We start from the raw sequence: 19,466 nt of genomic DNA, 5'->3' as shown, positions 1-19,466 counted from the left end.
AATCAGAAGCGAACACACGTTACCGATTATGCAGAAACACCACATAGCCGCGAAAGAGAGGATTGAGCTGCAGCGTAGATGGTGGCTCCCATTCCCCACCCTGCAGCAATCCGATGCGAAACGGCACCGTCATCCGTCCCAATTTGGCAAGATACGTGGCATATCCCGGAATGACGTGTCTGCCCTGGTAGATCTGCAGCACAACCTCGTCGACAATTCCCTTCAGGGCGTCGAGACCAGCTGGATCTCCATTCGCACTCCAGTCGAGAAGTCCGGTAATGCTGAGCCCGCAATCGGAGGGCAAACGCTGGCGTAGGTCTGCGAGAAACTGAGCGTATCGATCGAGATGGCGCGTACGCGCATCGAAATCGATCTGCACGCCAACGACATTGTTGCCGGCGGCACGCCATCTGGCGAGTCCTTGCAGGAGCTGTTCGTACAACTCGGGCGGCCACGCGAGCGTTTCGACCCGAACCACGAGCCAAACTTGCGAGCCCTGGACATGCGGCAACGCTGGCCGCAAGTTGACGAGATGGATCGGCGGGGCTGCCTTGACCTCTCCGTGCAGCAAATAGATGCGCTTGGCGTTGGCGAGCACCGGTTGCGACCGGACACCAGCCCACAGCCAAAAGGAATCATAATCTCGCGCATCAATACCGCGCGACGCTTGATTTGACGCGTCAACGCGCGGTTCTTCAACGCGCGATTCTTGGGAGCGCAGCGGTGGACCTACCCCGAGCAGGATGACCGCACAGATCAGCAGCCGCAGTGTTCTTACCACCAGTAGCGCAGCTCCTTGGCCCAGCTTGACGACGGATAGTCCTGCCTCAGGCGATTGTACCAAGCCTTTCGTTGCGCGCGCGGAACGGTGGCTCCGCCACAGTCATTGGTGCCCGATGGCGCATAGCAATTGACGGCGCGGAACAAGGCGTAAGCTTTATCGGCGGCGGGTGCACGCGTGTCGGCGATGATCGCTTGATAGGTCGCCGCACGTGCATAGGGCTTGCCGGGAAACAGCGAGGCCGAGCCCCCGAGCTGGTCTTTGGGAAGCTGGGTGTCGACCGAGTCAAACCCCTCCCCGTTCACCCGCATGAATTCGGCAAGGCACAGGCGCGCATGCGGAGAACGCGCATCGCGTGCCAGCGTCTCCACAACGGTCCGGAGTGCGGGGCAATCGTAGTCGTCGTCCATCTTGGCTTGGGTGAAACTGCCGAGCGGCGCGCGTCCGTCTCCTCCGGGGACGATCCCGCCCTCGACGACAGCATCGGAGGGAACCTTGGCAATATCGGCAAGGAAGTCGTTGTAGTAGCCCCGCGTCACTTCCTTGTAGAGCAGCGTAAACAATGCCAACTCCCGCTCGTGGTCAGGCACGGCAGGATCACGCGATTGTTGACGCAACAACGCGGCGTTTGCCACGTGGGCGAGAAGAGTCTCGCGAATGGTCTGGCTGTTGACCAGCGAGCCGGCAGCGAAGACGCCCGAGAGCTTGCCATGTCGCTCGTCGTGCATCGCGAGAGCCAGTTCGATCACAGGTCGTTCCAGGGGCTTGGTCGCGCCGGGATGCAATTCGGTCCAGAAATCGCGCGCATTGCGGTCGCCTGTCGCCTCCAAAGCCATGCCACGCAAGACTTGCCGGCTGAACCACACATAATCGCCGTCCCGTCGTTTTGCGGCGTCGGGAAGCAGTTTGAGCACAGCGGCGTTATCGTGAGCGATATAGAAAGCATGAACCGCAAGGAGATAGTCGAACAGCGGCGATGCGGCTCCGAAGGCAGCGCGCTGCGCTTCCAGCTCGTCACGTCCGAGGGGGGCTTTCTTCTCGTCAGGATCGGTTTTTCGCATCCGCATCAGGTCGACGACGGCGAGCAAGATTGGATCGCGGGTCATCTGCGGCGTGAGTTGCGGCAGCAGCTTGCTATCGATCTCCTGCGCCAGGAGATCATCGCTGATGCCGCGCGTTGCCGGCGGTATCGCGAGAAGTTCGGCATACTGCGCGGCAAGCTTGTCGGTTTTCCCGGCGAGCCAGCTGACACGGCGCAGCAAGCCGCGCGCGGAAGCCGCATACTGCCCTTGCGGATGATCGTGAAGATAGGCGTTGAGGCTCTCCTCCGCACGGGTAGCGACCTGCTGGTCGACCTTGGCGCCGCCGGCCTGAAAATCTCCGTATTGGTCAAAGGCACCGGCTTGCAGGCGATTCACCTCGACACGGGCAACCATGTAAGCGGCGGTATCGGCAAGCCAGGTCTGCGCGCTTCCCTTGAGCGAATTGAATGCGGTTGCGGCTTCGTCGAACCGCCCATCGTAAAAGGCCATCGTGCCGCGAAGATAGGTGGCGAATGCCTGACCTGAGGGTGAACTCAGGTGCTGCACAGCATCGTCGGGCCTCTTAGCCGCAGCATTGTCCGTACACATCGGCGCGAGCGCTTTTCGTGCGGAGCGCAGGATCGTGCGCTCGTCCGGCGGCAAGTCTGATGCAGCATCGAGAGCTGCGTCGAATCCGCTCGCACCAGTCGCGTTGCTGCGGCAGCGCGAGCCTTCCCCATCGGCGTAGCCTGTGGTGTCCTCGGTCGGAACAGGGAAAAAGCGCTCGCGAAAACCGCGCCAGCCATCGGCGAAGGGATCGATGAGGGGGAGCTGCGTGGATGGTCTCTCAGGCGGCGTCCCGTGCCGGTCGAACAGCAGCAACAGAAGGTTGACGCGCGTATCGTTGCCCGGCCCCAATGCTGGCAGATTGCTGCATCCTGTCATTGCGGGGGTATTGAGCTTCCACTCGACCGTACAGCCGCCATCACCGGTCGCAGATGCGGGAGACATCAACAATGGTGACATCAACAGCAGCGACGCCAGCCCAGACATCAACAATCGGAAACGCCTGCCCATCACTCTTCCCCCAGCCATCTGGACCTAACGAATTAATCCTGCAACGAGAAATCGATCAAGTTTTCAACTCATAAGTTTTCCGCACAAAGCAGTCCAGGTTTTCTGAACAAAGCTGTCGAGCGACCTGAGCTGATCGGCAAAGGCACAATAGCTTTTCGGGTCTGACATGTTCGTAACTGGCGCAAAAGCGGACATACCGTTTGGTCGACTCTCGGCTGCTAACGGTTCGAAGCTGACAACCGAACGCGGCGCCCCTCACCTCACGATGCCGGTGACCAACCACACAGATCAGCAGCGCATCGTTTTCACCACCAGTAGCGCAACTCCTTGGCCCAAGGTGACGACGAATAGTCCTGCTTCAGGCGATTGTACCAGGCATTGCGCTGCGCTTTCGGAACGGCAGTCCCGCCACACTGATTGGTGCCTGACGGCGCATAGCAATTGATGGCGCGGAACAAAGCGTACGCACGATCCGCAGCGGGTGCACGCGTGTCGGCGATGATCGCTTGATAGGTTGCGGCACGTGCATAGGGCTTGCCGGGAAACAGCGAGGTCGTCCCCCCGAGCTGGTCTTTGGGAGGTTGTGTATCGACCGACTCACTGTCCATGCCGTTGATACGCACGAATTCGGCGAGGCAGAGACGATCATGCAGTGAGTTCGGATTGCGTGCGAGTGCCTCCGCAGTGGGGCGTAACGCGGGGCAATCGAAGTCGCCGGCTAGCTTCGCCCGAGTGAACACACTGAGTGACGGATGTCCGCCTCCCCCAGCAACAACAGAGCTGTCGGCGGAAGCATCCGAAGACACCCCGGCAAGATCGGCAAGGAAGTCGTTGTAGTAGCCCCGCGTTACTTCCTTATAGAGCAATGTAAACAATGCCAGCTTTCGCTCGCGTTCAGGCACGGCGGGATCGCGCGATTGTTGCCGCAGCAATGCGGCGTGAGCCACGTTGGTGAGAAGCGTCTCGCGAATTGTTGGGCTGTTGACCAGCGAACCAGTCGCGAACACGTCCTGCAGCCTGCCGTGTCGCTCGTCATGCATCGCCAGAGCCAGTTCGATGGCAGACCGTTCCAAGGGCTTCGTCGCACCGGGATACAATTCGATCCAGAAGCCACGCGCATTGCGATCGCCTGCCGCCTCCAGCGCCAAGCCCCGCAAGAGTTGGCGGCTGAACCACAGATGATCGCCGTCACGTCTTTTTGTGGCGTCCGGAAGCAACTTGAGCACAGCGGCGTTATCGTGATCGATATAGAACGCATGAACGGCAAGGAGATAGTCGAACAGCGGCGATGCGGCTCCGAAGGCAGCGCGCTGCGCCTCCAGCTCATCAAGCCCGATGGAGGCCTTCTTCTCAGCAGGATCGGTCGCCCGCATCCGCTGCAGGTCAATGACGGCGAGCAAGATTGGATCGCTGGTCATCTGCAGCGTGAGTTGCGGCAGCAGCTTGTTATCAATTTCGCTCGCCAGGAGATCGTCACTGATGCCCCGCGTTGCCGGGGGCATTGCGAGAAGTTCGGCATACTGCGCGGCGAGCTTGTCGTTCCTCCCGGCGAGCCAACTGACCCGACGGAGCAAGCCGCGCGCGGAGGCCGCGTATTGCCCTTGCGGATGGTCGTGAAGATAGGCGTTGAGGCTCGCCTCCGCACGGGCTGCGGCCTGCTGGTCGACTTTGCTGACGTCCTGGAAATTTCCAAATTCGTCGAAGGCACCGGCTTGCATGAGATTCACCTCGACACGGGCAGCCATGTAAGCGGCGGTCTCGGCAATCCACGGCTGCGCGCTCTCCTTGAGCGAGGAGAACGCAGTTGCGGCCTCGCCGAACTGCCCGTTGTAAAAGGCCGTCGCGCCGTTCAGATAAGTAGCAAATGCCTGACCTGATGTGGACCGCAGATGCTGGACGGCATCGTTGACCGTCGCAGCTGGCGATTTGTCACCACACGTCGGCGCGAGCGCTTTTCTTGCGGTGTGCAGGATCGTGCGCTCGTCCGGCGGCAGGTCCGATGCGGCATCGAGCGCCGCGTCGTATCCGCTCGCACCGCTGGCGTTGCTGCGGCAGCGTGAGCCTTCCCCATCGGGGTAGCCTGTCGATTCCTCGGCCGGAATAGCGAAAAAGCGACCACGAAAATCACTCCAGCGACCGGCGAAGGGATCGGTGGCGGGGAGATCCGTGGATAGTCTCTCAGGCGGCGTCCCGTCCCGATCGAAAAGCAGCAGCAGAAGATTGACGCGCGTGTCGTTGCCTGGCCCCAGTGCCGGCAGATTATTGCAATCGGTCAGTGCGGGGGTCACGAGCTTCCACGTGGCCGAACAGCCGCCATCCCAGCTCGCGGATGCCGGAGACATCAACAACAGCGACATCAACAACAGCGACATCACCAGCAGCGACGCCAACCCGGACATCCACAAACCGAAACGCCTGCCCATCACTTCCCCCGGCCATCTCTGGACCCAAAGAATTATCGTTCGACGAGAAATTGATCCAGTTCGCAACTCATAAGTTTTCTGCACAAAGCAGTCCAGCGACCTCAGCTAATAAGCAGAGGTACGCCAGCTTTTCGGTCCTGAAATGTTTGTGGCTGGCGCAAAGCGGAGACATCGCCCCGCTCCCGCGCACATGGGAAATGAGCTTAACTTCGCCCGATAATGGGGTGAAGCAGCAAGGGACCGACGTTCGCGCGTGCCGCGTTTGGTGTTTGGCGGGACTTACCCACCGAAATGATAGTTCACACCGACGCGCACGATCTCGTCCGTCAGTCGGGCACTCGTTCTCAAGGTCCCAGTGAAGGGAATGATATGGATGGGTGGGAGAGTGTTACTGACGTCGCCGAAGTCCACGTGAAGATATTCGAGCTTGCCGGTCCAGTTTCCAGCGAGCGCTGTTTCCACACCCGCGCCCACGACCCACCCGGCTCTGGTTTGACTGAAATTGCCAGCGACAGACCCGCCCGGCGTACCGGTACATGGAAAGGCACAGACCACTGGCGGGACAGTCAAGGTCGAGTTGGTCTTTATTTCACCATAGGCAAGCCCGCCCGTTGCATAGACCAACCAACCCGCCGACGGGGTCACACCGATCCGTCCGCGAAGCGTACCGAACCACGGTAGCTTTTGTGCGGTGTCGAAGGGCGCCTTCGTCACAGTTGGCGGCCGCGGCGGCGTGCAGGACGGCTGACATACCGTTGGGGAAGTTTGCGTGACAGTCGATTGCGCGTCACCTTGCTGGCCGGTGGCCTGGATGTCGGTTTCGAAACCAAAGAGGAAGGCACCCGTCTGCACATTGTATCCCGCCTGAAGGCCCCCCAGCGCGCCGTTGAGCGCGTTGGAAGTCGAGTCAACCGCAGCCGTATCGAGGCTTGACCTTGGAGCGAAGACGGCACCCGAGTTGGAATGTCCCCAGCCTCCGCCAGCATTCACGCCAACGTACCAACCGCTCCAGCCAGGTGCGCCCCCTGTGTCCGCGGCCGAAGCGATCGACGTGACGCCGAGAATGGCAAGCACTGCCAAACCAAAGATTTTCAAGCTCTTCACGGCCCATTCCTCGCGCGAATGATGAATCCACAAGCTTTGAGGAATATGGACCAGACGAAACCCCGTCTTGGACTCAGCGATACTCGTCTTGGGCTTGGCGGCACCGGCGAACAAGTTGCACCCAGTGTGGCCTTTGAGCGACAGGCGGCTAACGGTTCGAAGCTGACAACCGGACCGGCTTCGGGGGAGCGTAGCCCCATAGGCGCTAACTTAACGGTTAGAGCCTTCGTTAGCTGCCCGTCGGCAGCCGCCCCACGAGCGGACATTCCATAGGACGCCTATCGGCACATACGTTCTCGATTGGATCAGCGTAGAAAACTGGGTTTACCTGCTTTGGACCGGGATGTTCGCGGCGAGCTGGCTCATCGGAGAAAATGTTCTGCTCTATTGGTGGCGTAGGGATGCGCGCCGGAGGTTGCCGCCTAGCAAAGATCGCCCCATTTGAGGTCTTTGGAGAATTGCTTCGCAGCATCCTATAGCGGACATCGGCACGTACGGTATGATGGTTCTATGAAGCGACTTCTCTACTATTTCCGACCGGGGTGGGAACCGAGAATGCTCGCTCGCTGCCAGTTCGGTTGCGACGAAGAGATCGCCAATTGTGGGGCGACGCTAACCTATCCCGTCAAAGGAATGCCGTGGCGGCGAAATGTCATGCGGAGCTACTCGTTCGACCTTGAAGCGGACGTTATCGCTCGCCTATTCGCCGAAGTCTCGCGCATCAGGCGTGAGTACCCGAACGAGTGTTTATCGGAAGGGCTGTGGAGCGACTTTTCCGACAGAGCTAATACTGTGACCCGAGACAGCGCGACGGGTGCGCTCTGTTACACGCTCGGGATATATCGCAGCGATGGCGGCACGGAAGACCACTACTGCCTTCGCGAGGACTCTGAAGCCCTCTTATCGTCGGAAATCTTCAAGACGTTCAGCACATTGACCTCGCCATACGAGGTGCTGACCTGAACGTGTCGCAACATTGCGGAAGACCGCTATGCGATCTCGTTTTCCTCAAAGCCTACTCGCCTCCGCGCCCCTCTCCCAGCACACCAAAGCGATGGCAAGCTTTGAAGACCAGTGGCCACATCACCAAACCAATGAGGCTGGTGAAAAAAATCAGCGTCGCAGGAGCCGTCGCGTGAAGAAGTATGTATGTGCCTAACGCCCTGGGGGAGCGCAGCCCGACCGTCGCTTCATTCAAAAGCAGGATGTAGATCACGAAAATGCGCATACACTCCATGGAGAGCAAGCACTTCCAAAGCGTCGCCGTCGGCTGTTGTAAGGGATCGGCGTAGAAGGCGTGAGCCCTCGCCTGCAGCGTCACGATCAGCAACGAGATGAAAAAGAACAGAACGGCCAGCACAAAAAACTGTTTGATAAAATCGGGCAAAGCGTCGACGGAGATCATCTCCCCACCTGAGACCCGCTCGGCAAACGCGATCACCAGACTTTCCGGCTACAATGCCCTTAAGCCCGTATCGGCCGAACCGATCGCCGTGGCGGCGGCGACGCCGATTATCGCCGCCGCTCTCTGTATCAGTTCACAGCGACACTCGCGGCCGCAGGCGCCTTCGCCCTGACCAGACACATCGCGGCGAATGCCGACAGGCTCAGCACGGAGGTCACCATCAGCACGCCTGCGCCCATCCAGTCGATCAGAACACTGAATGCCAGGGGTGCCATGGCCTGCAAAACCCGCGACGGCGCACCGAGGATACCGAGCCGATATCCATAGTTGTCCGGACCGAAGATCGCGAGCGGCAACGTGCCCCGTGCAATGGTGAGAATGCCGTTGCCGCTGCCGTGAAAGATCGCGAAGGCGATGGCCCCGACACCGCCAGACATCGCAAGAATAGCAGCGCCAATCGGATGCGTCAGACAAGCGAGACGGGCGGAGATCAGCGGATGGTATCGATTGAGAAAGCTGGCTTCCACGATACGCGCGAGCACCTGGGCCGGACCGATAAAGGCTCCCGCCGCCACCGCCTGCACGCTCGTCGCGCCAGCGGCTTCAAGGATGCGCGGAAGGTGGGCGGCCATTGCGCCGGCCACCGTCCATCCAGCCGCGAAGGTAAAGCCCAACAGGATCATTGTGCGATCAATCGGGATATGCGGCTTGGGCCGATTGATTTCAGGAGTTGCGCTGCGCGCGACCTGCGGCAGAAAGAAAAGATTGAGTGGCAGGCCGATCGCAATATGCGCGACCGCCCATGCAAAGCAGACGTTGCGCCAACCAATGGTCTCAAATCCCCATGCGGAGAGCGGCCAGCCGATCGTGCTGGCAAATCCAGCGAGCAACGTGATCCCGGTGATCGCCGATCTCGCCTTGTCACCGTAGATGCGGCCAAGCGCACCGAAGGCTGCGTCATAGAGCCCGAGGCCCATGCCGACCCCCAGCATGAGCCACGCGGCAGAGAGCACGAGTAGCGAGTGCGCGCTTCCAAGCGTTGCCAGCCCCGCCGCAAACACAAGATTTGAGATCGACAAAACCTGACGCCCGCCGACCAGATCGATCTGGCGTCCGACGCGCGGGCCGAGCAACCCCGAAATCACCAGAGCTGCGGAGAAAAACGCGAAGAACCAGTTGACCGAGATTCCAAGCTCATGAGCGATCGGATCTGCGAGGATGGCCGGAAGATAGTAACTCGATGCCCATGCCAGCGTTTGTGTCGTGCCCAGTGCAAGGATGACGGGAAGCTGCTTCGACTCTCTCAAGTGCAGCACGATTGCGCTTTCGAAGAGCCGCAGCACTTGTCCTGCTCCTCGAGCCAGCGGTCGCGTGGCTTGCAGCTCGCGGGCCGGCGCGACAAGGTGACGGTGACGCGGCTTGCGTCGACCGCAATGGTGTCTGCCCTGTACAGCTTAATGGCACCCAGGCCGTCACTGACCTCAAAGGTCAGCTTCGCATCTGAATCATAGGCGATCCGATCACGAACCTTGTTCATGATCGCGGAGAATTTTGCCGCAACCATATGCGTCCGGTCGTCTTCGGCGGGCACGTCCCACAACTGAATGAAAGTCTCGCGCCACGCTTCCGGATTGGCGCCGCAGTCCAATGCCTCGAAGTGGCCGTCCTTCACCTCGGTGACGTGGTAACCCGGCAGCACGTCCTGCCCGTCATAGGAAAAGATCAGTTGTTTTGAGGCGTGCGCAGCAAGCTCGGACAACAAGGTACGCGTTGAGATTTCTCCGGCGGGCGGCAGCGAAAGAGGAATGGGCTTGGCAGAGTTCAGCATTGCGGCTATACCTCATTTTGACATTTCAAGGAATATTGAAATATGGATCAGAGTCAAGCATTGGATTGTTTCGCCGCGCTCTCGCAGGAGACACGGCTCAGCATCGTGCGGCTTCTGGTCAAGGCGGGCGAAGATGGTGTCGCCGCCGGCGCGGTGGCCGATGAGGTTGGCGTCTCCGCCTCCAATGTGTCCTTTCATCTCAAGGAACTGGAGCGATCCGGCCTTCTGCTGCAACGGCGGGAGTCGCGATCCATCATCTATGCCGCCAATTACGATGCGCTAAGCGGATTGATCGACTTCCTGATGAAGGATTGTTGCGCGGGCCGCCCGGAGATTTGCGCGCCTGCCCTTGCGCCATCGTGCAAACCATCGCCCGCGAAAAAGCGAGTGCGTCAATGACTGGCGATCTCCCTCGCCGCCTCGTGGCGGAAGCTCTCGGCACGGGGCTGCTGGTCGCCACCGTCGTCGGCTCGGGCATCATGGCGGAATCGCTGACGCGAGATACGGCCCTTGCGCTGCTCGGCAATACGCTGCCGACCGGCGCAATCCTCGTGGTGCTCATCAGCATCCTTGGTCCGCTTTCGGGCGCGCACTTCAATCCGGCGGTGTCGCTGGTGTTTGCGCTCAAGCGTGAGCTAGCCTGGCGCGACGCCCTGCTCTACATCGCAGCGCAGGTTGCTGGCGGTATTGCCGGAACGATTATCGCCCATCTGATGTTCGCGCTGCCTGTTGTCGATCTGTCCTTGAAAATGCGCACGGGCGGCGCGCAGTGGATCGCGGAAGCGGTCGCCACCTTCGGCCTCATCGCAACCATCCTTGGCGGAATCCGCTTCAAGGCCGATGCAATACCATGGTTGGTCGGGCTTTATATCACCGCCGCCTATTGGTTCACGGCGTCCACCTCGTTCGCCAATCCTGCGGTCGCGATTGCGCGATCCCTCACCAACACGTTCTCCGGCATTCGCCCCATCGATCTGCCCGGATTTATCTCAGCCGAGTTCGCCGGCGCCTTGTTGGCGCTCGCCGTAGCGTCGTGGCTGTTCACTAATCCTAAAGCCAAAGAGGCAAGCGTATGACCGTCACGATCTATCACAATCCCGACTGCGGCACCTCGCGCAATACGCTGGCGATAATCCGCCAGAGCGGCGTCGAGCCGGTCATCATCGAATATCTCAAGACCCCGCCGTCCCGCGAGCGATTGAAAGAGTTGACTGCAGCGATGGGCATTTCGGTACGCGCACTGCTGCGCGAGAAAGGCACGCCTTATGCGGAGTTGAAGCTCGGTGACGCTTCGCTCTCGGACGATCAACTGTTAGAGGCGATGCTCGCCCATCCGATCCTGATCAATCGGCCCATCGTTGTGACATCGAAAGGCGTCAAGCTCTGCCGCCCGTCGGAGGCTGTGCTCGACATCCTTCCCAATCCGGACATCGGCGAGTTCGTGAAGGAAGACGGCGAAGTCATCAATACATCGGCGCGCGCTGGTCACTAGCCTTTGCCGGCGGCGCTCCCCGCCCCACCCCGTAATACCTTTCAGCCTCGCGCGGCCAGGCCGGCATATTTGTATCGCGACTCCTTGCTGCTAAGCTTATCCCAGCGCCAAGCGGCGCGAACGGTTTAGGGCATGACATTGCGCATTGTGGCGACGGCGTTACTTCTTGCACCATTGGCGATTTATGCCTACGCAGCCGACACTGGGTATTTGCGTGGTCAAGAGCCGGAATTTGTTATCGCGTATTTCGCCGCGTTCGTCGTCCTCGCATATGTACTGACACGCTGGGTGCCGCGATGGTGGTGCGTGCTTATCGTGCCGGGAATATTCGTTGCGGTATTCGCGATCGAGGTTCTCTTCGTGATGTACACACGTCACGGCGACTTCAAGTCGTTCAACTCTGCACGGTTTCTCGCTGCCGTTCTCGGCACATCGCTCGGAACGCTTTGGTCGAGCTATCCAGCCCGCCTGTATATGCGCAGGCGCCGCGATTTTATAGGACGATAAATATTCGGATCGTATGAGACCTGAAAGGCGATCTCTCGAACAATCTGGAAGAAAAAACAGAAACTTTTATCGAGTAGCGGGTCTCGAATAATGCGCGGCGCGATGTCACCGATGATCACACATGGTCATCGATGACGCCGCATTCTCCACGAACGGCCCTGGTGGGACTGACCGGAATCAATCAGGCTTAGACGGAGTCCTTGGCCACCTTCAGCGGTGACGCCTTAACGGACTTGCTGGCAGGCTTGGCCGCGAACATCATCGGTTCTTTCGTGAACGGATTGATGCCCTCGCGGGCTTCCGTCGCGGGCTTGTTCACAACAGTCATTTTGACAAATCCAGGAACAACGAACTCACCAGATTCATTCAGTTCCTTATAGCCGACTGTCGCCATTTGCTCGATCACAGACTTGACGTCACCCTTGGAAATCTGGGTGGCTTCAGCAATAGCGTCGATCAACTGGGTCTTTGTCATTTTGGCCATGAATGCTCCTTTTGAATTGAGGAGCCCGTCTACTCGGATTGAATCGGCATGTCCAGAAGGCGATTCAGCAACCCACTGCTCTCTGCTTTGCGTCAGACCCGGTCGTAAGCTGTGGATTTTCATCAACAAAGATGAGCAGCGCTCGCTTCGTTTGATCGCGTCTCCCTCTGGGAAGGATGCTTTATCGGCGAAGCTGAAAGCATTCGATCACAGACCAAGGCTGTAGGCCTCCTTAGTCGCGACGACTTCAACTCGCTTTCATCTTGAGGCTGTTGCAGTTGTCGAGCGCTTGGCGGAGCGCGGGGGATCGCGTTTCGCCACGCGCTTCGAAAGACGCGATACGTCCCGTGCGGCGACGCGTTTCGCGGGACGCGAGGAGTCGCGCATGATCACGAGATTCGGCTTCTTCACGCCTGTCTGCTTCGCGTTGGATCCTGCCTGTTTGAGACTCGTCTTCTTCGCGTCCCCCTTCTTTGCGTTCGATGCCGCCTGTTTGGTGCCGCGGCTGTGCTTGGCATATTCCTGACCGTCGAGAGGAGCGACATGCGGCGGGTCCCTGCCGAGATACGGGCGCCCGATTCCGAACTCCTTCCCATGCGCATCGACCCACTTCCAGAGCCTGTCGGAGGACGCCCACCGCTGATTGCGCGTCCCACCCTCGACGCTCACGACATCGGCCGCAACCCCATACCCATAGCCACCGCGCAAGCTGCCGCCATGATAAGACCGATTGCTCGCAGCCTTGAGGCCGCTTGCGATCGATTGGCGATAGTCATCACGGAATGCGCTGGTGATGCCGGGCGAAAGGCCCGCCGCCTCCGCCGCACGAAGCATGCGAAACAATTTCAACTTGAAGCTGCGATCCATGCCACCGATCACGTAGTCCATCATCGGCATGCGGACGCGCTCCGCCGCCTTGGGGTCCTTCCACGTGAAATCCTGATCGACAAGTTTGGTGAAGGCCTTGGAGATAGTCACCATTTTAGTCTTGGTTTTTCCCTTCACCTTGATCTTGCGCTCAACGGTGACATTCCTCCATTCAACCTGCTTGATGGAGTCTTCCTTCGGCGTGCGCTCATAAAGCGCCCATAGGTAGCGATCGACACATATCTGCACGAGCAGGCAATCGTCCGGGAGATCGATGGACTTCGCGGTCTTGCCGGCGTCAGCAGGTTGAATATCCGAAAGGTCGATATCCGACGGATTCACGGCTGCGATTTGCACAGGCGCTGGTTCCGTTGGCGGCACTTGTTTGGCTGGCGGTACATTTTCTGCCAGCGGCGTTTGTCCTGCTGGCGGCGAATGTTCGGCCTGCGGCGCTTGCGGCGAATGGATCGGCCCCGTTTCAACCACCGGCTCCGGCATACTCTTCTGCATATTCAAGGCGATCGATGCGCCGGCCCCTGCTCCCGCAAGCGATGGTTCCGCCATCGCCAGTTGGGTTTGCGCTTGGGTCATCAGCTGGATTCGCGCCTGGGTTTGCGCAAGGCTTTGAGCGAGATCGTCACTGGATATCGAGGCGAGCTGCGGCCCCCTATCAAGCTCCTGCGTGATCGAGTCAGAGGCCGCGCTGATGTCCGTGCGTGGTTCCGCACCAACCATGTTCTGGAGCCCTTCCGGCCCGGTCGCGAGCAGGCCGACAACCCCGGTCGCGAGAACAACCGATCGCAACACTGGCGTAGGCATCTTTGAAATCGGCAATGCCGAAAGTCGCCGCAGGTTGATCATTCCAGCCTCCTTGGAAGCGGATTACATTGCCACGCACGCGAACGCCGTTGAGTGTTGTGACAATGAAATGTCCAAGCAATGGCGCAAAAGGATGGGTCGTGTCCTTTTCCCGGGAGTGTTGCCTGTGGGCAACGGCGGGCAAGTAGGCCCAATGGCGCGGAAAATGTGACGCCCGGTTGCATGTGAACCGGAACACCAAATACTGAGACTTATTGGGGATACCAAAATTTATGCGAGGACGTTGCATGAGCCGCGCGGGTCGGAGATTTGGACCGCGCAAGCGCCGACTACGATGAGGAGCTCCGGCTCAATCCCGCATTCGCCGCGGCCTTCATCGGCCAAGGCCACGTGTTCAGCGATAAAGGTCGCGATCTTTTTCAGCGGCGAGCTTTCGCTAACGAAGGGGGCGACAGACGAAGCAACCCGCCTTTCAGGCGGTCAGCGGTTGCCCGCAATGCTTAGCGCCCGCCTCGGCTGACGGCGAGGGTGTCGGTCCAGTGATCCCGTGAACTCGCGCACAGGCCGCGGCCAATGTGCTCGTTCTGCATCAGTCGATGCTTATGAGAGAGCATGACGTGACTCGACAATCAGCTCGGCGCGAGAGTCCAAGACAGGGAATGCGGGATCTTTATTTTCGGTTGCAACACGATTCACACCGAGATTTTTGGGGGTCCCATGCGTCGGAAGTTCTGGGCTGGTTTAATTAGTGCCGGCTCTTTTTACATTTCCGTGGCCGGGGCAGGACCTGCGTTGGCCGCCGACGTCGCGCTGCCGACTCCGACCAAGGCGCCGATTGCCTCGGCACCGAACTGGACGGGATTCTATCTCGGTGCCAACGTCGGGTATGGCATCGGTCGCAATCCAAGCACTGCCGGCTTCACCAATTCTGATGCTCTGGAATCTCTCACGCAGACTCCGTCCGGTGCGGTGGGAGGCTTCCAGGCGGGCTACAACCTGCAATCGGGGCTGATGGTGTTCGGCATCGAAGGTGATTGGCAGTGGTCTGCGCACGGCGTTGATTCTTGTTTGATAAGCTGTAGTGACGAAACGGCCGTCACCTTCAATCAGCGGCTGCAGTCGTTCGGGACTTTGCGCGGACGTCTTGGCGTCAGCACTGGCAGTTCACTGCTTTACGCCACCGCGGGCTGGGCAGTGGCTAATGTTACGACCGACGTCGGATTGACCGGCGGGTTCGGCAATGTTGCGAACATCTCCAGCTTCCGGCATACCACTTCGGGCTGGACGGCTGGCGGCGGCATCGAAACAGCCATCGGTGGTAACTGGACAGCAAAGGTCGAATATCTCTACGCGGATTTCGGCAATGTCAGCGAGTCGCTCTTCACGGTGCCTGGTGGTGGTTTCCTCCCCGTAACGACAGTCGCCACGAGTGCTCTGCACGAACATATCGTCCGGGCCGGGATCAACTATCGCTTCGGCAATCCGATCGCTCCGGGCACGGCAGCCATGGCGCCATGGCAGGCACTACAGGCCGTGCCCGTGAGCTGGGCCGGCGCCTATGTCGGCGGCAATATCGGCTATGGGATCGGGCTGAATCGAAGCGAGCTCTCCCAGACCAATGACCCTACGGTTTTTGTCCCTGAGAAATTCACCATGTCGCCGGGCGGCATCATCGGTGGCGCGCAGGCGGGCTACAACTGGCAAGCGGGACACATCGTCACCGGTGTTGAAACTGATTTCCAAGGGAGCGGACAGAAGGATTCCGCCTGCCTAGAAGGCTGCCAGGACCCTTTCCGCGTAAACATCATCCAGCGCCAGTCGTGGTTCGCAAGCGTTCGCGGCCGCATCGGGTACGCGGCAGGTTCATCGCTATTGTTCGCGACCGGCGGCTATGCCGTGGCCGATGTCAAGACTAATCTTCAGACGACAAATTCGGGCGTGGTGACATCCGCGAGCTTTAACAACGTCCGCAACGGTTGGGTGCTGGGCGGCGGCATCGAAACCATGATCGCGCCGAACTGGAGCACCAAGCTCGAATACCTCTACACGGATCTCGGCAGCATATCTAACGGCTACGTGTATTCGGCGCCATTCTCAACGATCCTGAACACCGACCTGCGCAATCACGTGGTTCGTGCCGGCTTGAACTATCACTTCGGCGGGTGACCGAGGGCGGCTAGTCATTATGGAGTAGACCAACGCCGCGCTCGTTATCGGGCTTATGTGACCAGACACGCAGCGCAGCTGGACTGTGCAATCAGACCATTATGAGCGGTAGCCTAATCTAGGCCACCGCTGTGAATGTGAAGAGGCCTCTCTGCGACACAGGTTTGTGAACCTGATAGGGCAATCTCGGACAGACGAAGCGCAGATACATGAATTGACGAGAGCGACATGAAGCGGCTTGTTATATTTTCGGCACTCCTTCCGCCGCTTGCGCTCATCGTGTTCGTCGCCCCTGAAACGCTCTCGCATCGAGCGATACCGTCGTATTTCTGGGGCGGCTTATTGCTTGGCTATACGGTTGCCTTGCTGCCCGCCTGGTTGTTGGCCGTTGTGGACTGGCTCCTTTTGGCAAAGCCGTTCTATTTCCGGATTTTAGGAACAGCGGGAACTGCAGCCCTGATGACGACCACTACCGCGCACTTCATGTGGGATGGCTTCAGGGAGCTCTGGCCAGTCGTCATGGCTGTGCTTGTCGGCGCAATTCCGGCTGCGGTGTGTTCGTTCCTATCCGGCGAATAAGCAACCCTTCGCACCTGCAGACATCATTTATGAGGGTCTCGTTGGAATTGAAAGTTGAGGCCAAGAACGACGGGGTTTTCGTCGCGCTGCCGCCGCCCCAGGCGCATGCGCTCCGAAAATGACCCTTTTTCGCATTTTCGCACACAGAGCTCATAACCCATGAATATAAAGCCTGAGACCGAGACAGAGACGACACCGGTCCTGGTGAAGGCGGACCCGACGACGCGGGCGCTCTTCGTTGACGACGAAGGTGCGATCACGATCAGGGCCGGCACCATCTTTAATGGTCACACGTTCGCCGACGATACAATTGTGCCGCACGATGCAGAATTCTCAGTCGGCTCAGACTACATCGTCATCGTCGATAACGGAGTTCCGGAAATCCGTCAGTGCACCGGCATTCCGGATGGCCCGCGCGTGCTCGGCGGCTTCCATTACGCGCCTGGCGGCTGCGCAACGGCCCGTGCCGGTGGCAGCGATATCCCAACCATCAATAGTCATTCGCTGTGGGACCGCAATTTCCGCCCGGCATGCCCCGATCCGCGCGGCATGGCACTGGTGACCAGCCCGCTCGGTCATCGATTCTGGTGCGACATTTACCTGCTGGGCGTGAAGCATACGACCGATGGGACCAGCAAGCTCGGGGTCCGGATCGCGGATGGCGGCGATCCACCGATCGACCCAGTGAGCAGCGGAGCGTCCAAGCGCTTTGAATGGGCGTTCAAGCGCTTTGAATATCAGCATGCTGTGACCGTGATGGCGCATCATGGAAAACAGTTGTTGTCGTACGATGAGTTCGTCGCAGCGATGACCGGCGTCACCGAGAAAACCGCGTGCGATGACGATCCCATTGTGACGAAGCTCGATGCGCCGCACACCAGCCGCTTCGGCATCATGCAGGCCACCGGCAATCTCTGGGTCTGGGGTCACGACGGCGACCCGGACGAGCCGCGCGAGTCCCTCTTCGGCGGTTCCTGGCACCACAACGGCCACGCCGGCTCGCGTTACGGGGACGTCGGCCGCTACTGGCGCGAGGAGTCGGACGAAGATATCGGCGCGCGTGGCCGCAGTGACCACCTGCAGGTCCCTTGAGCCGGTGTCTGACGTTCGAATGACACTTTCCGGACATTGGGGCTATGCCCCGCTTAAACCCGTTTTGCGCTCGAAAGCGGACGTTGTTCGCTTCCAAATTTACGGGGGCACGCCCTAGGATACCGTCAGCGAGCATGCTTTTGCCTCACGAGTCGTATATGACGGGCTGGTTCGCGAGTGAGAGATGAATCGGTGGCGGCGGCTTTTGCCCCAACGGGGAATGAAATGGTGAATCGATTGATGTCGGCTAAATCCACGGTAACGATGCGCCGCCGGTCGCGCCCCGCCATGACGACGTTCTCAGCGATGCTGGCGATGGCTGCGCTGGCGGCGCTGAACACCGACGCAACTGCCGCGAAAGCGCGCCGTCCTGCCCAACCCGCCGAGGCAACGGCGGATCGCGTTGCAGGCGAGCCGATCATGGCGATCGTGTCGATCAAGAGCCAGAAGGTCACATGGTACGATTCCGAGGGCTGGATCTATCGCGCGCCGGTCTCGACCGGCATCAAGGAACGTGAGACGCCGGCCGGTGTGTTTGCCATCGTCGAGAAGGACAAGGATCACCACTCGACGATGTATGACGATGCCTGGATGCCAAACATGCAGCGCATCACCTGGAATGGGCTTGCGTTGCACGGCGGGCCGCTGCCCGGCTATGCGGCCTCGCACGGCTGCGTGCGCATGCCTTTCGGCTTTGCGGAGAAGCTGTTCGACAAGACGCGGATCGGCATGCGGGTGATCGTCTCGCCTGAGGATGCAGAACCGGTCGACATCACCCACCCTTCTCTCTTCGAGCCGAATGCGGAGGCCATCGCGGCTGTCCCGGCCAAGGCCGAGACGCTTGCGCGCGACGCAGCCGCAGCTGCCGCAGCCGCCGACGAAGCCAAGAAGACCGCTGCAACAACCGCCCGCGAGGCAGCACCGGTTGCCGCGGCGCTGAAGAAGTTGCAGCTGGCCAAAACCCGCGCCGATGCCGAGCTCGCATCCGCCGAGAAGGCGCTGACCAACGCGAAGACCGATCAACTCAAGGCGAAGGCCGAAGACCGCAAGCAAAAGGCTGCCGCCAAGGCAACAGAGCTGGGCACCCAGCTCGACACGGCCAAAGCTGATGCGGCAGCGAAGCTCGACGCCGCGACTGCTGCAAAGGAAGCGGCCAAGACGGCACAGGCAAAGAAATCTGAGACCGCCGGTGCGGCGCTCGACGCCAAGCTCGCGGGCGAGCCGGTCTCCGTCTACATCAGCCGCGCGACGCGGACGCTTTACGTCCGCCGCAACACCCATAAGCCCGCGCCGGATGGCGGCGGCGAGGTGTTCGATACGAGCATTGAATCCCCGGTCGAGATCCGCGATCCCGGCAAGCCGCTCGGCACGCATATTTTCACAGCGATGGCGCGCAACGATGCGGGCCTGCGCTGGACCAGCGTCACCATCGACAATGGCGATAACGCCAAAGACGCGCTCGACCGCATCACCATCCCGAAGGCCGTGCTCGATCGCATCGGACCAACTGCATTGCCGCGCTCCTCGATCGTCATCTCGGACGAGCCGCTGAGCGAGGAGACCAACTATCGCACCGAGTTTGTCACGGTGCTGAGCGACCAGCCGCAGGGCGGCTTCATCACGCGGAAGCCGACGCCGCCGACGGACAGCGTCCTCGTTGCGGATGACGGCGGCTACAACAGCCGGAACGACAACATCTTCGGCATGTTCTTCGGGAGCAATCCGGCTCCGCAGCCCCAACCCGTCAATCCGCGCCGTCGCGGCGGTGGCGCTCAGTACGCCCCTCCTCCGCAACGCGGCTTTTGGTAAGACGCGGCGCG

At 60.0% G+C, this 19,466-nt stretch carries 18 protein-coding genes; 9 read left to right on the top strand and 9 right to left on the bottom strand.

All coding sequences use genetic code 11. The features are described 5' to 3' along the window. Positions 1-19 precede the first annotated feature (19 nt). From ACZ5C3_RS10720 to ACZ5C3_RS10705, 4 genes are all read right to left on the bottom strand, one after another. Positions 20-781, bottom strand: coding sequence for a DUF3142 domain-containing protein (locus tag ACZ5C3_RS10720; RefSeq protein ID WP_464044695.1), 762 nt, complete (start codon positions 779-781; stop codon positions 20-22). Continuing rightward, on the bottom strand, positions 775-2,880 hold the full coding sequence (locus ACZ5C3_RS10715; protein WP_464044694.1) for a PA5441 family protein: 2,106 nt from the start codon (positions 2,878-2,880) through the stop codon (positions 775-777). Before ACZ5C3_RS10715 ends, ACZ5C3_RS10720 begins: the two co-directional genes overlap by 7 nt. A gap of 305 nt (positions 2,881-3,185) precedes the next feature. Beyond that, a complete protein-coding gene (locus ACZ5C3_RS10710; protein ID WP_464037523.1) occupies positions 3,186-5,303 on the bottom strand; it encodes a PA5441 family protein in 2,118 nt (705 codons plus the stop codon). A gap of 279 nt (positions 5,304-5,582) precedes the next feature. Then, complete coding sequence (locus tag ACZ5C3_RS10705; RefSeq protein WP_464037522.1) at positions 5,583-6,407, bottom strand: outer membrane protein; 825 nt, start codon at positions 6,405-6,407, stop codon at positions 5,583-5,585. A 555-nt stretch (positions 6,408-6,962) separates the two neighbouring features. Here ACZ5C3_RS10705 and ACZ5C3_RS10700 point away from each other — a divergent pair. Further along, on the top strand, positions 6,963-7,370 hold the full coding sequence (locus ACZ5C3_RS10700) for a hypothetical protein (RefSeq protein WP_464037520.1): 408 nt from the start codon (positions 6,963-6,965) through the stop codon (positions 7,368-7,370). 52 nt (positions 7,371-7,422) lie between these two features. Here the strand turns inward: ACZ5C3_RS10700 and ACZ5C3_RS10695 are convergent, their stop codons facing one another. The 3 genes from ACZ5C3_RS10695 to ACZ5C3_RS10685 all read right to left on the bottom strand — a co-directional run bounded on the left by ACZ5C3_RS10695 (position 7,423) and on the right by ACZ5C3_RS10685 (position 9,640). Further along, positions 7,423-7,848 carry a hypothetical protein gene (locus tag ACZ5C3_RS10695; protein ID WP_464037518.1) on the bottom strand — a complete coding sequence of 142 codons (426 nt, stop codon included), beginning with the start codon at positions 7,846-7,848 and terminating at the stop codon, positions 7,423-7,425. 92 nt (positions 7,849-7,940) lie between these two features. Further along, positions 7,941-9,155 (bottom strand): MFS transporter, encoded by a 1,215-nt coding sequence (locus tag ACZ5C3_RS10690; RefSeq protein ID WP_464044693.1) that lies wholly within the window; start codon positions 9,153-9,155, stop codon positions 7,941-7,943. After that, complete coding sequence (locus tag ACZ5C3_RS10685; RefSeq protein ID WP_464037516.1) at positions 9,116-9,640, bottom strand: DUF6428 family protein; 525 nt, start codon at positions 9,638-9,640, stop codon at positions 9,116-9,118. The genes ACZ5C3_RS10690 and ACZ5C3_RS10685 overlap by 40 nt, the downstream gene beginning before the upstream one ends. Before the next feature lie 42 nt (positions 9,641-9,682). On the opposite strand from ACZ5C3_RS10685, the gene ACZ5C3_RS10680 reads away from it, so the two are divergent. The 4 genes from ACZ5C3_RS10680 (at position 9,683) to ACZ5C3_RS10665 (ending at position 11,639) form a co-directional block, all read left to right on the top strand. Then, positions 9,683-10,039, top strand: a complete 357-nt coding sequence (locus tag ACZ5C3_RS10680; protein WP_464037514.1) for an ArsR/SmtB family transcription factor — start codon at positions 9,683-9,685, stop codon at positions 10,037-10,039. Beyond that, the gene (locus tag ACZ5C3_RS10675) at positions 10,036-10,716 is read left to right on the top strand and encodes an aquaporin (RefSeq protein ID WP_464037512.1); all 681 of its coding nucleotides are present in this window, start codon (positions 10,036-10,038) and stop codon (positions 10,714-10,716) included. Before ACZ5C3_RS10680 ends, ACZ5C3_RS10675 begins: the two co-directional genes overlap by 4 nt. After that, complete coding sequence (arsC, locus tag ACZ5C3_RS10670) at positions 10,713-11,132, top strand: arsenate reductase (glutaredoxin) (protein ID WP_464037511.1); 420 nt, start codon at positions 10,713-10,715, stop codon at positions 11,130-11,132. Before ACZ5C3_RS10675 ends, arsC begins: the two co-directional genes overlap by 4 nt. 132 nt (positions 11,133-11,264) lie before the next feature. After that, a complete protein-coding gene (locus ACZ5C3_RS10665) occupies positions 11,265-11,639 on the top strand; it encodes a hypothetical protein (protein ID WP_464037510.1) in 375 nt (124 codons plus the stop codon). Positions 11,640-11,826: 187 nt separating this feature from the next. Here the strand turns inward: ACZ5C3_RS10665 and ACZ5C3_RS10660 are convergent, their stop codons facing one another. Together ACZ5C3_RS10660 and ACZ5C3_RS10655 are read right to left on the bottom strand one after the other, a co-directional pair. Further along, positions 11,827-12,123 (bottom strand): HU family DNA-binding protein, encoded by a 297-nt coding sequence (locus tag ACZ5C3_RS10660; protein ID WP_464037508.1) that lies wholly within the window; start codon positions 12,121-12,123, stop codon positions 11,827-11,829. 258 nt (positions 12,124-12,381) lie between these two features. Further along, a complete protein-coding gene (locus ACZ5C3_RS10655) occupies positions 12,382-13,851 on the bottom strand; it encodes a peptidase M15 (protein WP_464044692.1) in 1,470 nt (489 codons plus the stop codon). Positions 13,852-14,601: 750 nt separating this feature from the next. Between ACZ5C3_RS10655 and ACZ5C3_RS10650 the strand changes: the two genes are divergently transcribed. From ACZ5C3_RS10650 to ACZ5C3_RS10635, 4 genes are all read left to right on the top strand, one after another. Continuing rightward, positions 14,602-15,975 (top strand): outer membrane protein, encoded by a 1,374-nt coding sequence (locus ACZ5C3_RS10650; RefSeq protein WP_464037505.1) that lies wholly within the window; start codon positions 14,602-14,604, stop codon positions 15,973-15,975. Positions 15,976-16,203: 228 nt separating this feature from the next. Continuing rightward, positions 16,204-16,554, top strand: a complete 351-nt coding sequence (locus tag ACZ5C3_RS10645; RefSeq protein ID WP_464037503.1) for a hypothetical protein — start codon at positions 16,204-16,206, stop codon at positions 16,552-16,554. A 159-nt stretch (positions 16,555-16,713) separates the two neighbouring features. Next, positions 16,714-17,646 (top strand): phage major tropism determinant, encoded by a 933-nt coding sequence (locus ACZ5C3_RS10640; RefSeq protein WP_464037501.1) that lies wholly within the window; start codon positions 16,714-16,716, stop codon positions 17,644-17,646. Between the two features lie 225 nt (positions 17,647-17,871). After that, a complete protein-coding gene (locus ACZ5C3_RS10635) occupies positions 17,872-19,455 on the top strand; it encodes a L,D-transpeptidase family protein (protein ID WP_464037499.1) in 1,584 nt (527 codons plus the stop codon). Positions 19,456-19,466 lie beyond the last annotated feature (11 nt).

The organism is Afipia dichlorophenoxyacetatis (assembly GCF_055386385.1).
The sequence above is the reverse complement of the archived record's forward strand: the minus strand, read 5'-3'. Positions and strand labels throughout refer to the sequence as shown.

What these genes read in the sequence shown, in the direction of transcription:
- ACZ5C3_RS10715 (WP_464044694.1), bottom strand. Translation starts at nt 2,880, where the DNA reads ATGGGCAGGCGTTTCCGATTGTTGATGTCTGGGCTGGCGTCGCTGCTG.
- ACZ5C3_RS10710 (WP_464037523.1), bottom strand. Translation starts at nt 5,303, where the DNA reads ATGGGCAGGCGTTTCGGTTTGTGGATGTCCGGGTTGGCGTCGCTGCTG.
- ACZ5C3_RS10700 (WP_464037520.1), top strand. Translation starts at nt 6,963, where the DNA reads ATGCTCGCTCGCTGCCAGTTCGGTTGCGACGAAGAGATCGCCAATTGT.
- ACZ5C3_RS10685 (WP_464037516.1), bottom strand. Translation starts at nt 9,640, where the DNA reads ATGCTGAACTCTGCCAAGCCCATTCCTCTTTCGCTGCCGCCCGCCGGA.
- ACZ5C3_RS10680 (WP_464037514.1), top strand. Translation starts at nt 9,683, where the DNA reads ATGGATCAGAGTCAAGCATTGGATTGTTTCGCCGCGCTCTCGCAGGAG.
- ACZ5C3_RS10675 (WP_464037512.1), top strand. Translation starts at nt 10,036, where the DNA reads ATGACTGGCGATCTCCCTCGCCGCCTCGTGGCGGAAGCTCTCGGCACG.
- arsC (WP_464037511.1), top strand. Translation starts at nt 10,713, where the DNA reads ATGACCGTCACGATCTATCACAATCCCGACTGCGGCACCTCGCGCAAT.
- ACZ5C3_RS10665 (WP_464037510.1), top strand. Translation starts at nt 11,265, where the DNA reads ATGACATTGCGCATTGTGGCGACGGCGTTACTTCTTGCACCATTGGCG.
- ACZ5C3_RS10660 (WP_464037508.1), bottom strand. Translation starts at nt 12,123, where the DNA reads ATGGCCAAAATGACAAAGACCCAGTTGATCGACGCTATTGCTGAAGCC.
- ACZ5C3_RS10655 (WP_464044692.1), bottom strand. Translation starts at nt 13,851, where the DNA reads ATGATCAACCTGCGGCGACTTTCGGCATTGCCGATTTCAAAGATGCCT.
- ACZ5C3_RS10645 (WP_464037503.1), top strand. Translation starts at nt 16,204, where the DNA reads ATGAAGCGGCTTGTTATATTTTCGGCACTCCTTCCGCCGCTTGCGCTC.
- ACZ5C3_RS10640 (WP_464037501.1), top strand. Translation starts at nt 16,714, where the DNA reads ATGAATATAAAGCCTGAGACCGAGACAGAGACGACACCGGTCCTGGTG.
- ACZ5C3_RS10635 (WP_464037499.1), top strand. Translation starts at nt 17,872, where the DNA reads ATGGTGAATCGATTGATGTCGGCTAAATCCACGGTAACGATGCGCCGC.